Origin of the sequence: Bradyrhizobium sp. sBnM-33 (assembly GCF_032917945.1) — a bacterium.
Lineage (GTDB): Bacteria > Pseudomonadota > Alphaproteobacteria > Rhizobiales > Xanthobacteraceae > Bradyrhizobium.
The window spans coordinates 8,775,503-8,788,543 of record NZ_CP136624.1 but is presented as its reverse complement, the minus strand read 5'-3'; the positions used below and the strand labels follow the sequence as shown (position 1 = coordinate 8,788,543).

12 protein-coding genes and 1 riboswitch are annotated in these 13,041 nt (G+C 64.7%); of the genes, 7 read left to right on the top strand and 5 right to left on the bottom strand.

Annotated elements, in window-relative coordinates:
- Positions 1–151: 151 nt before the first annotated feature.
- The 5 genes from RX328_RS41335 to RX328_RS41315 form a co-directional block, all read right to left on the bottom strand.
- Positions 152–1,039 (bottom strand): bifunctional 5,10-methylenetetrahydrofolate dehydrogenase/5,10-methenyltetrahydrofolate cyclohydrolase, encoded by an 888-nt coding sequence (locus RX328_RS41335; protein ID WP_213254534.1) that lies wholly within the window; start codon positions 1,037–1,039, stop codon positions 152–154.
- A 15-nt stretch (positions 1,040–1,054) separates the two neighbouring features.
- Positions 1,055–1,134: riboswitch (ZMP/ZTP riboswitch) on the bottom strand.
- Positions 1,135–1,268: 134 nt separating this feature from the next.
- Positions 1,269–2,189 (bottom strand): hypothetical protein, encoded by a 921-nt coding sequence (locus RX328_RS41330; RefSeq protein WP_213254536.1) that lies wholly within the window; start codon positions 2,187–2,189, stop codon positions 1,269–1,271.
- A gap of 13 nt (positions 2,190–2,202) precedes the next feature.
- Positions 2,203–3,528 (bottom strand): HlyD family type I secretion periplasmic adaptor subunit, encoded by a 1,326-nt coding sequence (locus tag RX328_RS41325; RefSeq protein ID WP_213254538.1) that lies wholly within the window; start codon positions 3,526–3,528, stop codon positions 2,203–2,205.
- The gene (locus RX328_RS41320) at positions 3,525–5,258 is read right to left on the bottom strand and encodes a type I secretion system permease/ATPase (protein ID WP_249726978.1); all 1,734 of its coding nucleotides are present in this window, start codon (positions 5,256–5,258) and stop codon (positions 3,525–3,527) included. Before RX328_RS41320 ends, RX328_RS41325 begins: the two co-directional genes overlap by 4 nt.
- A 131-nt stretch (positions 5,259–5,389) precedes the next feature.
- On the bottom strand, positions 5,390–5,680 hold the full coding sequence (locus RX328_RS41315) for a hypothetical protein (RefSeq protein ID WP_213254540.1): 291 nt from the start codon (positions 5,678–5,680) through the stop codon (positions 5,390–5,392).
- Between the two features lie 211 nt (positions 5,681–5,891).
- Between RX328_RS41315 and RX328_RS41310 the strand changes: the two genes are divergently transcribed.
- The 7 genes from RX328_RS41310 (at position 5,892) to RX328_RS41280 (ending at position 12,999) form a co-directional block, all read left to right on the top strand.
- Positions 5,892–7,133, top strand: coding sequence for an FAD-dependent oxidoreductase (locus RX328_RS41310; RefSeq protein ID WP_317258593.1), 1,242 nt, complete (start codon positions 5,892–5,894; stop codon positions 7,131–7,133).
- A 188-nt stretch (positions 7,134–7,321) separates the two neighbouring features.
- Positions 7,322–7,510 carry a hypothetical protein gene (locus tag RX328_RS41305; protein WP_213254544.1) on the top strand — a complete coding sequence of 63 codons (189 nt, stop codon included), beginning with the start codon at positions 7,322–7,324 and terminating at the stop codon, positions 7,508–7,510.
- Positions 7,511–7,758: 248 nt separating this feature from the next.
- The gene (locus RX328_RS41300) at positions 7,759–8,847 is read left to right on the top strand and encodes a sensor histidine kinase (RefSeq protein ID WP_213254546.1); all 1,089 of its coding nucleotides are present in this window, start codon (positions 7,759–7,761) and stop codon (positions 8,845–8,847) included.
- Positions 8,848–9,282: 435 nt separating this feature from the next.
- Positions 9,283–10,200: an ABC transporter permease gene (locus RX328_RS41295; RefSeq protein ID WP_213254548.1), complete on the top strand. Its 918-nt coding sequence runs from the start codon at positions 9,283–9,285 to the stop codon at positions 10,198–10,200.
- Positions 10,197–11,078, top strand: a complete 882-nt coding sequence (locus RX328_RS41290; RefSeq protein WP_213254550.1) for an ABC transporter permease — start codon at positions 10,197–10,199, stop codon at positions 11,076–11,078. Before RX328_RS41295 ends, RX328_RS41290 begins: the two co-directional genes overlap by 4 nt.
- Positions 11,075–12,052, top strand: a complete 978-nt coding sequence (locus RX328_RS41285; RefSeq protein WP_213254552.1) for an ABC transporter ATP-binding protein — start codon at positions 11,075–11,077, stop codon at positions 12,050–12,052. Before RX328_RS41290 ends, RX328_RS41285 begins: the two co-directional genes overlap by 4 nt.
- Complete coding sequence (locus RX328_RS41280; protein ID WP_213254553.1) at positions 12,049–12,999, top strand: ABC transporter ATP-binding protein; 951 nt, start codon at positions 12,049–12,051, stop codon at positions 12,997–12,999. Before RX328_RS41285 ends, RX328_RS41280 begins: the two co-directional genes overlap by 4 nt.
- The last annotated feature ends 42 nt before the right edge of the window (positions 13,000–13,041 follow it).

The window sequence follows — 13,041 nt, the reverse complement described above, 5'->3', positions numbered from 1 at the left end:
CGCGGTCCACGGCGAAATCGCGGCTGCTGCAGGCACAAACAGCGGCCGCAGTTCGTGTGGTCGCTAGATCTTGATCCCGAAAGCGGACCGGTATCCGATCTCGCCTCGCACTTCTGGCTCGTCGAGGCGCAGCGTGCAGGGGAAGGCGAAACTAGTGTGCCGAGGTAGACGGCCGTTGCATCCTTGCCGTTAGCCGGCCTCTCGCTGCCTTCACCGTATTCTCCATCAGGCAGGCGATAGTCATCGGACCGACACCTCTTGGCACGGGCGTAATGGCTCCGGCAACCTGCACCGCCTCCTCGAAGACGACGTCGCCCTGAACGGCGTATCCGCTGTCCTGCTTCGCGACACGCGTGGTGCCAACGTCGATGACGATGGCTTGCGGCTTGATCCAGTCGTAGCGGACAAGTCCGGGCTTGCCGACCGCGCTGACCAGGATGTCCGCCTCACGGCAGACGCACGCGATGCCGCGTGTATGGACATGCGTTTGTGTCACCGTCGCGCGCTCTTCCAGCAGCAGCGCTGCCATCGGTCTGCCGACGATATTCGAGCTGCCGATGACGACGGCGTGACACCCGGTAAGATCCGGTGCGATTGACTTGATGAGTTTCAGGCAACCCGACGGCGTGCATGGCACGAGGGCGTCGGCGCCATGCAGCAGGCGGCCGGCGTTCAGCGCATGCAGGCCGTCGACATCCTTGGCCGGATCGATCGCGTCCATGATGCGCAACGTGTCGATGTGCGCCGGCAACGGGAGTTGGACGAGAATGCCGTCGATATCGTCCCGCTCGTTCAGTGTCGTAATAACGGAAAGCAGCTCGGCCTCGCTGACGCCATGCGGCAGGATTTCCGTCTCGCCGCGCAACCCCAACTGCTTTGCGATCTTGATCTTGCTTCGGACGTAGATGTGACTGGCCGGGTCGTCGCCGACCAGCACCACCGCCAGCCCTGGCGCTTGGGATAGCTGCTCCAGCCCATCGGCAATACTGTCGAGAAGAATTTGAGCCTGTTTGCGCCCGTCGATGATTTCCGCAGTCATGGCACCTCCGTAAGAAGCGGGTGCCCAGGCGCGCGGCATATGGCTTCCGCGCTCCCCGATGGTCCTCCATCTGAGCACCAGTCGCGCGGAAGCAGGCTTCATAGTTGATTGGATGGCCGAGGGCAATGGCCATCGTGGCGCTACATCACAGGGAATGCGACGTAGCAGGATTGACCGTCATCGAGAGAGATGCCGGCCCTCGAACCTCGCTCATGGCGCCGTCGTTTCCTCAGAAATGATGGATCCCCAGCGCGGAGAATGCGCCGTCATGCGGCTCATGGCCGTCCATCGTCGGCTGGCCGAGAAAGCCGAGCTGCAGCGGGATCGGATGTAGCAGCGACGTCGGTATCGCGCCCGCGGTGTCGAGCAGCGGTACGTCGTGCTGCGCGGCGCCAGAGAAATCCGTGGTGCCGGATGTCTGGCCGGAAAGGTTCGTCGTCAGCGGCTCGAGCAGGCTGGGGGCCGGTGCGTCATGAATCAGGCCGGTCACCGTGCCGGTCAAGCCGTCGAGGAGAGGGCTCGCGGTGCCGGTCACGGTCGCCGTCAGTTGCCCGACGGTGGCACTCACGTTTGCGATCGTATTCGATACCGTTGCAAGCGCGGTGTCCACGATCCCGGTGAGGCTGTCTGCAAAATTGTGAACGGATGCGCCAAGATCGAATGACGGTGATGCGGTGCTGCTGCCGAGTGAGCCATTCGCGCCCGCCGATGGCGCGTGATCCAGCGCAGCGCTGAAGCCTGATGGCACGGGCGTCGACGCAAAAGCCTGCGTGGCGAGCACGTCGGCTGATGGAACGTCGGCGAGAGTTGCGCCCGCATCCTGTGGCTGGCTCGTTGCCGTGGCCTCGGCGTGCACCGCAGGCGAAAGATCGGCTGCCGGAGGTTCGATCGTGCCGGCATGCTGGTCGTCATGGCCGGGTGCGGGATCGGCCGGCTGCAGCGCGGCCGGGACAATCTCTGCCGGAGGCGGGTGCAGGGCAGCCGGTTCTGCCGCGCGCGCCGGCTCGTGCTCCACGCGGTGCAGCGCGGCGTCGGCGTCGTTGAGAAGGCCGAGCAGCATGGTGGCGAAAGCAACCGATTCGGTTGCCGCGAGATGACGGCTGCGTTCAGCTTCGTCGGAGCGGCGGGCGTTCTTGACGGCTTCGGCCATGGCCATCTCCTCCTCAGCGCTCGCGAAACGCGCGGGTGATCTCGTCGCGCAGCGGACCGAGCAGATACTCGAACAGGGTGCGCGGACGCGTCGGCACGATCACCTCGGCGGGCATGCCGGCCTGCAGATCGATGCGCGCCTTCTTGACGTCGTTGGGATCGAGCGCGACCTCGACGGCGTAGTAGCCTTGTCCGGACTTGTCGTCGGTCAGGCGGTCGGCGGACACCGTATGCACGGTGCCGTAGAGCCGGGGACGCTCGATATAGTTGACGCCGGTGAGTTGCACTTCGGCGCGGTGGCCGACGGCGACGTCGTTGATATCAGAGAGCTTCAGTTTTGCGGCGGCGATCAGCGGATTGTCGGTGGGCACGATGTCCATCAGCCGCGCGCCGGGCTGGATCACGCCGCCCTCGGTAAAGACGTCGAGGCCGACCACCGAGCCGGTTGCCGGCGCGGTAATCCGGGTGCGGGTAAGCACGTCCGTGGCGGCGTCGATCTTGGGCGCCAGCTCCGCGAGCTTGTTTTCGGTCGCGCGCAACTGGTCGGTGATCTCGCTCATCCGTGCGCGTTCCACCCTGGCGATCTCGAGGTCGTTCTGCGCGATCTGCTGCTGCATGCCGGCGATGCTGGCCTGCTGCGCGCCGATATCGGCCTGCAGCCGGGCGTCCTCGCGCTGCAAAGCGAGGATGCGGGTCTTTGGCGTATAGCCCTGCGCGAACAGATGTTGCGCGCCGTTCATCTCGTCGGTCAGCAGTTCCCGCTGCTTCTCGGTGCCGGCAAGCTGCGCCTGGGTGCCCGCGATCTGCGCTTCGAGCTCCTTGATCTTGCCGCGCAGCACCGCCGTCTCGGCGGCAAACTGGTGCTTTCGCGCCGCCATCATCGCGGTCTCGTTGGCCATGGCCTGGCGCACCGCGGATAGTTCGCTGCGCGCACGGAGATGTTCGTCGAACTCCGGCGCGTCGCTTCGGTCGCGCTCGGCGACCAGCCGTGCGCGCGCTGCCAGCGCGGCGTCGCGATCGGCTGTGAGCACATCGAGCTTGGCGCGCGGGTCGCTGTCATCGAGCCGGATCAGGAGCTGGCCTTTTTCGACGCGCGCGCCGTCGCGCACGGTGAGCTGGCGCACGACGCCGCCATAGGGGTGCTGCACGCTCTGCCGCCGCCCCTCGACCTGGAGGTTGCCGCTGGCGATGGCTGCGCCGGAGATCGGCGCGAGTGTTCCCCACATCGTCATCGCGGCGACGAACGCCGCCACCACGCCGGCACCTAGCAGCGCCGGCCGCGAGGGGCGTGCGTAGCGTGCACGGTCGCGCATCGGGGTGAAGCCGTCGATCGCCGTCATGACGCGCGCCCGGCGGCGGCCTGCTGGAGGGCATGGTAGACCTCGCCCGGCGGGCCCAACATGTCAAGCATGCCGCCCCGCAGCACCATCATGACGTCGACGATGTCGAGAATGGTGGTGCGGTGCGTGATCACGATGATGGTGGCGCCTTCGCTCTTGGCCTGCAGCAGCGCCACCTTCAGCGCCTCTTCGCCGGGAGCGTCGAGATTGGCATTGGGCTCGTCGAGCACGAGCAGCGGTGGGCGGCCGAGCAGCGCCCGCGCCAGCGCCAGACGCTGGCGCTGTCCGCCAGACAGGCCGACGCCGCCGGGACCCAGTCGGGTGTCGTATTGCTTCGGCAGGTCGAGCACCATCTCGTGAATGCCGGCGCGCTTGGCGGCGTCGATGATTTCGTCCGTCGAAGCATCGCCGAAGCGGGCAATGTTCTCGCGCACGGTGCCGGCGAACAGGCCGACGTCCTGCGGCAAATAGCCGACATGGCGGCCGAACTCGAGCGGATCCCAGTGGCTGTAGTCGAGCCCGCCGAAACGCAGCCGTCCATCGGAGGGTAGGATGGCGCCGACCAGAAGGCGAGCCAGCGTGCTCTTGCCGGAGCCGCTCGGGCCGACGATGCCGAGCGCCTGGCCACCGCCGAGCTCGAATGTGAGGTCCCTGATGACGGGCTCCTTGCGCGCCGGCAGCAAGCAGCGCAGTTCGCGCACCTCGATCGTATTGCGCGCCCGCGGCACGATGGTGTGCGGCGGCGTCAGGTCGACCTCGCTAAGCAGCTCGCGCACCTCCGCATAGGCCTCGCGCGCGCCGATGAACTGCTTCCAGGTGCCGACCGCCTGTTCCACCGGAACCAGCGCCCGGCCCATCACGATGCTTGCGGCGAAGATGGTCGCCGGCGTGATGGCATGGTCGATGGCAAGCCACGCGCCGGTGCCGAGCATCAGCGATTGCAACAGCAGGCGGAAGAAGCGGATGGAGGAGGTCATCACCGCGTTCTTGTCGCTGGCCTGCGCCTGCTGCACCAGCATCGATGAGCGTTGGCTTTGCCAGTTGCGCTCCACCGCCGGCTGCATGCCCATCGCGCGGATCACGTCGGCGTGGCGCAGGATGTTTTCGGTGAACACATAGGACTGGTTGCCGGCGGCCTCCGCTTCCTTCATTGGCTCGCGGGTCATCATCTCGTTGAGACCGGCGAGTCCAAGCAGCAGCACCGCGCCGATGTTCGCGACGATGCCAAGCAGCGGATGGATGAAGAACAGCAGCATCAGATAGATCGGAATCCACGGCAGGTCGAACGCGAAATAGATGCCCGGGCCGGTCACGAAGGTGCGGAACTGATCGAGATTGCGCAATTGCTGCGCGCCGCGCGATGCGCCGCGCTGCGCCGAGCGCACCACCAGCGCCTCGAACACGCGCGCGGACAATTCCATGTCGAGGCGGATGCCGCAGCGGATCAGGATGTAGGAGCGCACCGCGTCCAGCGCCGCCATGGTGAGCAGCGCGATCGCGAGAATCAAAGTGAGGAGGACGAGCGTGGAGACGTTCTCGTTGAGCAGCACGCGGTTATAGACCTGCATCAAATAGAGCGGCGAACTCAGATAGAGCAGGTTGATGGCGCTGGAGAACAGCCCGGCCCAGAGGAATTGCGGCCATAGCGCGACCAGCGCCTGGCGAACGTCATCGATCCGCCGCGCCGGCGCGACGGAGTCGTCAAGGGCGGTCAGCATGCCCGTAGGCATTCGGCATCACCTTAAGCGAGTTGATTATGGCGCTGCGCGATCCACTCGTGCAGTGCAGGCTTGGAGGACGCGCGGCGTGGGAATACGCTCCCCACGCCGCGCAGTTTGGGAATGTCCGAACTCAACTGGAGTTAGGCGAGGCCGTGGAGCAGGCCACCGACATCGAGATGGCCGACATCGGCGCTGGCGCCGATCAATGTCGGTGCGGAAACCGAGCTGTCGATACCGTCGAGCCCTGCCGAGAGGTCGATGCTCGGGCTGGTCTCAATCACCGCGCCGAGATCGAGCGTGTGCGACAGGTCCGCCGTGCCGCTGGCGCTGGCAGAAGCGCTACCGCTGGCGCTTGCGCCGCCAAGTACACCGGTGGCGGTTCCGAGCAGGCCATCGACGGTACCAAGCACGTTTCCGAGTAGTGCAGCCATATAGTCAACTCCTATGAAGGTTGGCTGGAATGCGACGAACGTCGCGATGCAAGAAGCCACGGCAGTCAGAAAGGTTGCGGACTCACATGCGGCGTTTTGGTGATGATTTGTTGGGAGGGGGAACTTTCCGTTGTTGCCGGTCGGCGTTGGCGCGACCATGATGTGAAATCTCTTTTGTAAGATCTCCTTGGAAGGTGTTTGGAAAGTAATGTTGGAAGATAAAGCGGATGTCGTGGTGCTCGGCGCGGGCATCGTCGGCGTGTCGACGGCCTTTGCCGCGCGGCAGCGCGGGATGCCGGTCGTACTCGTCGATCGGCGCGAGCCGGGCAGCGAGACCTCATACGGCAATGCCGGCATCATCAGCAGCGGCTCGATCACGCCGCTCAACAATCCATCGCTGTGGAGGTCGCTGCCGAAATACCTGACCAACCGCCACGCGGCATTGCGTTGGAATCCGTTGTGGGCGGTAAAGAACGCGGGCTGGGTGGCGCGCTTTCTGGCCGATTCGGCCGCGGCGCGACTTGAGCCGCGCGCGATCGCGCTGCATGGCTTGATCGGTGCATCGGCCAGACTGCATCGGGAATGGATCGTGCAAGCGGGAGCGGGACATCGCATTCGCGAGACCGGCTGGCTCAGGGCGTGGCGAAGCGATGCGGTTCTCGCGGCGAAGCAGGAGCAGGCCATGCTGGCCGAGTACGGCATTGCCAGTGAATGGCTCGATCGCCAGGCCATCTCCGCGCTCGAGCCGGACATCGTGCCGGTCTACAAAGTGGGCCTGCTGCACACCCAGACCGCCTCGGTCGACTCGCCAGGCGAGGTGGTCAGGGCCTATGCGCGGATGTTCGCGAATGCCGGCGGCCAACTCAGGCAGGCGGACATCAAGGCGATCATACCCGACGGCCATGGCTGGCGCGTGGTGCTGGCCGATGGCGAGATTTCGGCGCGGCATGTGGTGGTCGCGCTGGGACCCTGGTCTGCGGATATGTTGCGGCCGCTCGGCTATCGCGTGCCGCTGGCCTATGAACGCGGCTATCATCGCGAATTCAAGCCGAACCCGGCGCGATCGTTGCGGCGTCCGATCTACGACATCGACGGTGGCTTCATCATGACGCCGATGGAGCAGGGCATCCGCGTCACTTCGGGCGTCGAATTGACCGATCGCGATGCGCCTTCCTCGTTCGCCCAACTCGATCAGGTGGTTCCGCTCGCGCGTGGCGTGGTCGAGTTTGGCGATGCCGTCGGCGATGCATGGCGCGGCTCGCGGCCGACGCTGCCCGACAGCCTGCCGATGATCGGTCCGGCGCCCCGGCATGCCGGGCTGTGGCTTGCGTTCGGCAACCAGCACATCGGCTTCACGACCGGTCCCGCAACCGGCGCCGCGATCGCCGCCATGATTGACGGTGTACCCGCGCTTTACGACGTCACGCCCTTCGCGCCGGCGCGCTACATTTGATTGAAGGCTCATCAGGCCTCGGCCATCGCCGGCTTTGACGCGCTCGGTGTCCGACGCGGTCTGCGGCATGGACGACTGTCGGACCTCTCTGGACGTCCCTCTGTTTGCCGGCCAGCGCAAGGAAGCTTCGCTTGGCTGACATACCCAAGTATGAGGGAACGGATGTCGCTGCCGTTCATTGACCGTTCATGGAACGGATCTTCCTCGCGGTTATCGTCTCAGCCCTGATGGTGCTCATCGGCTCGACGATGATGCTCGTCTACGGCACGAGGGAATCGGCAGCTCTGCTGCGTCCTCCGACACAGGAGCAAACGCCGGTTAAGCCGTCATCGCTCGCGGTCTTGCCGCTCGGCACCGCGGCGGCGGGCCATCGGTAGAGATTTGCATGTTCCAGCCGCTTCGACCGCGGCGGTCCGGGAACCGAGAAATATCTCGATGTCGGCGACAAATGTCGCCCAGAAGCAGCTTCAGCCCCACGACCTTCCCTCGGCCCCAAGGCACGGTCGCGCGCCGCCGCACGGGATTTGACTGGCATGGATGCGCCAGAGCCTTATTATTCTCCACGTACGTCCTGCATGGATAGCGGGACAGGAGCGAATCCCGCCCGGCAACCAGGACAGGTAAAATGGGTGACCCAGAACAGGGTTCCGCGTCTGCTTCGCAGCAGGTCAATGATCTGTTCGATGCGCTCGATATCACAGAAGCGATCAACTCCCACGAGTTCAGGCTGTTCCTCGATCGCTTACCGATCGCGGTGGTCATCTCCAAAATAGTCGGTGGAGACCAGCGCATAGTTTTTGCGAACAAGTCCTATGAGGCGCTGACGGGACAAACCGCCTCGGAAATCCAGGGAAGAGGTTGGTCGATCCTGGAGTCGTTCACGCTCGAAGGACAGCCTGACGTCACCTTCACCAAGTCGCTACTCAACTGCGATGACTTTATTGGGACGTTTCAACGCGAGCAGCCGAAGCACTTATTGGTAGATGCATTTGCCGGCGTGATCCAAAACGAGGACGGAACGGAGGACTATCGCATCGTCGCGCTGATTGACATTACCGAGCGCGCAAAATCGCAACGTGAGGAGTTTGAGCGGCAATTGCGCGATAAGGATCTTTTGCTGAAGGAGTTGCAGCATCGAGTAAAGAACAATCTGCAACTGATCGCCGCCCTCATTCGCCTTGATATTCGCAATCAAAACAGCGCTGACCGGGCGGCATTGGATCGTCTGGCTGGACGCATCGAATCTTTGGCCATTCTCTACCGAGAACTTTCCGGCGACGGTCTTGGTCAAACCATCGATCTTGGCCAGTATCTTACACAAATTGCGTCCGCGGTGACGCGTACTCACGGTCTTGACGGCGTTAGACTGGACCTCAAAGCCGATCAAGCTCCGATTTCAATCAACGTGGCGATGCCCGTGGGACTTCTCGTCAATGAACTGCTGACGAATGCATTCAAGTACGCCTTTGATGGCCGTCAATCGGGCACATTGACGGTCAGATGCCTGCAGGAGCGCGACGACTACTATCGGGTCGTGGTGGCAGATGACGGGAATGGACTTCCCGAAGGCGCAATGTGGCCTGTGCCCGGAAAGCTTTCAGCCCTCATGCTCAGTACATTGACGGAGAACGCCAGAGCGGATTTCGATGTCGATAGCGCCCCCGGCAAGGGAATGCGCGTGAGCATCGGATTATTCAAGGGCCTCGCACGTTGAGCTGATCCGGCTGCTTAATCAGGCGCAGCAGCAGATGAGCCATTGATCGCTCGCCGCTCTTCGTGCCCCCAGTTTGCTCCGGAAGGTCCGCCACTCCGCAGCAAAGCCCTTGAATTCATTTGATTTTTTGGAGCGCGAGGGCATTGCCCTGATCGAACGTCAGAACTCCTGCCATGGCATGCACATTGCATTCGCCTCCGTGGCGTTGACGGGCGCAACGCTCGCACCACGTTCCTCAACGCCGCGATCGGAACGCGGCTGCGAGCCGCGGCTCGAATCGATCTTAGGTGAGACCAACATTCCAAGGCGTGCACACCCTGCACGAAATATCGTCGCCTCTCTTGCAAGGGACAACTGTTTGATGACACGTTCGCTTTGTTGTATGGCGGCCGATCTGAGAATGCGCGTCCCGGGTCGGTCGTGGAGTCCTGATATATGTTGCGTCTGATTGCCCGGCGTCTTGCTCTCGGTTTGCTGGTCGCGCTGACCGTCATGACGCTTGCGTTCCTGCTGACGCGGCTGTCCGGCGACCTCGCGGTGTCGATCGCAGGCCCGCAGGCGACGCAGGCCGATGTCGAAATCATCCGCAAGGCCTATGGCCTTGACCGCCCGCTCTACGTCCAGTTCTTCGCCTGGACCGGACGCGCCATGGTCGGTGATTTCGGCCAGAGCTACTTCTTCAAGGACAGCGTGGCGAACCTGATCCAGAAGCGCCTGCCGATCACGCTGACGCTCGGCCTGGTCGGCCTGAGCCTCGCCTTGATTATCTCGCTACCGCTCGGCATCCTGGCGGCGCTCCGCGAAAACACCTGGCTCGATCGCGGCGTGACCTTGTTCACGATGGTGGGGCAGGCGGTCCCGAGCTTCTGGCTGGCGCTGATTCTGATGATCGTGCTCGGCCTGCAGCTCGGCATTCTGCCCATATCCGGCACCGGCACCTGGCAGCATTTCGTGATGCCCGGCATCGTGCTCGCCTTCACCGCGATCCCGGCGCTGACGCGGCTGACGCGCTCCGGCATGATCGAGGCGATGGCCTCCGATTACATCCGCACCGCGCGCGCCAAAGGCCTGTCGCGGGCGCGCATCATCTTCAAGCACGCGCTGCGCAACGCCGCCATTCCCGTCGTGTCGATCGCGGCGGTCCAGCTCGGTTTCATGCTGGGTGGCTCGATCGTCATCGAAACGGTATTCGCGCTGCATGGCGTCGGCTATCTCGGCTGGGAGAGCATCGCCAAGAACGATTTCCCTGTGGTGCAGGCGGTGGTGCTGGTGCTGGCCGTGTTCTATATCGGCCTCACGCTGTTGGCCGACATCCTCAATGCGCTGCTTGATCCGAGGCTGAGGACCGGATGAGCGAACCGATTGCCATTCAGGCGCCGCAGCCGTCGAGCATAGGTAGCTCGCGCATCGGCACCGCCGGCTTTGCGATCGGCATCGCCATCGTCGCGGTCGTCCTGGCGGCGGCGCTCGTCGGCAATGCGCTGGTGCCGCAGGATCCGTTCACCCAGGACCTCGGCAATCGCCTCAAGCCGCCGTTCTGGATGGAGGGCACCCAGCCGGGCCATTGGCTCGGCACCGACCAACTCGGCCGGGACTATCTCGCGCGGCTGGTCTATGGCGCGCGCATTTCGCTCCTGATCGGCATCATGACCGTGATCACGTCGGGGCTGATCGGCATCACGCTCGGCGTGCTCGGCGGATTCTTCGGCGGCCGCGTCGACGATGTCGTGCTGTTCGCCATCACGACGCGATTGTCGATCCCCGTCGTGCTGGTCGCGCTTGCGGTGGTCGGGCTGATGGGGTCGGGCCTCGGGCTCGTCGTCGCGACCCTCGGGCTGTTGTTGTGGGACCGCTTCGCGGTCGTCGCGCGCGCCACCACCATGCAGGTCCGCAACCACGATTATGTCAGCGCCGCCTGGTGCGCCGGCGCCTCGATGCCGCATATCCTGACCAAGGAGATTTTACCGAATATCGCAAGCCATCTTGCCGTCGTGGCAACGCTGGAGATGGCGCTGGCCATCCTGCTCGAGGCTGCCCTGTCGTTCCTGGGGTTAGGCGTGCCGCCGCCGCTGCCGTCTTGGGGGCTGATGATCGCCGAGGGCAAGGACTACATGTTCTTTTCGCCCTGGGTGATCATGATTCCCGGCGTAGCCCTGGCGGTTCTGGTGCTCGGCATCAATCTGGTCGGCGACGGACTGCGCAATCTGCTCGGCGCGGAGCGGCTGCGATGAGCGCGCTCTTGGACGTGGAGGAGCTTCAGGTAACGTTCGGCCGCACCGCGGCGGTGCGCGGCGCCTCGTTCCGGGTCGAGAAGGGCGAGACCCATTGCCTGGTGGGCGAATCCGGCTGCGGCAAGTCGGTCACCGCGCTGGCGGTGATGAGCCTGCTCGCCCGCGGCGGCCAGCGTTCGGCGAAACGGATGCGTTTTGCCGGCATTGACCTCACATCGCTGTCGGACCGCGAGATGGCGCGCCTGCGCGGCAACCGCATGGCGATGATCTTTCAGGAGCCGATGACCAGCCTCAATCCGGCCTTCACCATCGGTTCGCAGATGGCGGAGGTGATGACGCGCCACAAGGGCGGCTCGCGCGCGGCGGCGCTCGACCGCGCCGCCGAACTGATGGGCCGCGTCGGCATCACCGCGCCCGGCATGCGGCTCGGCCAATTCCCGCACCAGCTCTCCGGCGGTCTGCGCCAGCGCGTCATGATCGCGATGGCGCTGATGTGCGATCCGGAACTGTTGATTGCCGACGAGCCGACCACCGCGCTCGATGTCACCGTGCAGGCGCAGATCCTGCGGCTGCTCGCCGGCCTCAAGCGCGAGCTCGGCCTCTCGATCCTGCTGATCACGCATGACCTCGGTATCGTCGCGCGCGTCGCCGACCACGTGTCGGTGATGTATGCCGGCGAGGTGGTCGAGCGCGCGCCGACCGCAGAACTGTTCCGCGCGCCGCAACATCCCTACACACGCGGCCTGCTGTCCTGCGTGCCGGTGCCCGGCCGGGTGCAGCGCGACCGGCCGCTCGGCTCGATCCCCGGCGTCGTGCCGGCGATCGGGCCCGGCTTTGCCGGCTGCGCCTTTCGCTCGCGCTGCGCGCACGCCAACGAAACCTGCACGCGCGCGATACCGCGGCGGCCGGCGGGCGATGCGCATGATTATCTTTGCCGGCTGGAGCCGGACTGGGCGGAGCTACAACCCGCATGACCGCCGCGATCGAGGTCAAAAACCTGCGGTGCGAATTCCGCGTCCACACCGGGCTGATGTCGGCGGAAAAGCGCGTGGTCGCGGTCGACGATGTCACCTTCAGCGTGCCGGCCGGCAGCGTGCTCGGCATCGTCGGCGAGTCCGGATGCGGCAAATCCACGCTGGCGCGCCTGATCCTCGGGCTGCTCAAGCCGACGGCGGGGACCGTGCTGGTCGATGGCAAGCGCCTGTTCGACCTCGACCGTAAGGCGCGGGCGCGCCTGATCCAGCCGGTGTTCCAGGATCCGTTCGCCTCGCTCAATCCGCGCCGGCGCATCAAGGATATCGTCGCGCTCCCGCTTGCAGCCCAGGGCACGTTCTCGCGTGGCGAGATCGAGCGCCGGGTCGGCGGCATTCTCGAACGCGTCGGCCTGTCGGCTGCGATGGGCGAGCGCATGCCCGCGCAACTTTCCGGCGGGCAACGCCAGCGGGCGGCGATTGCCCGCGCGTTGGTGCTGGAGCCGCGGATCGTGATCTGCGACGAGCCGACCAGCGCGCTCGACGTCTCGGTGCAGGCGCAGATCCTCAATCTCTTGGCCGACCTGCGCCGCGATCTCGGGCTGACCTATCTCTTCATCAGCCACAATCTCGCCGTCGTCGAGCATGTCGCGAGCGAAGTCGCTGTCATGTATCTCGGCCGGTTCGTCGAGCGCAACGAAACCGACGCGCTGTTTCGCAGCCCCCGCCACCCCTACACCAAGGCGCTCCTGGAAAGCGTGCTGACGCCGGAGCCGGGCAAGGGCGTGCCGGATATCGGTCTCGGCGACATCATGCCGGATCCCGCCAATATTCCGCCGGGCTGCCGGTTCAACCCGCGCTGCCGCATCGCAATCGAACGCTGCCGCCATGAGGCACCAATGCCCATGGTCCGCGCGCCCCAGGGAATGGTAGAGTGTCATTTGGCATAGGGCGTGCTTCACGCCGCCTGTAAACGAAAATAAAATAATGGA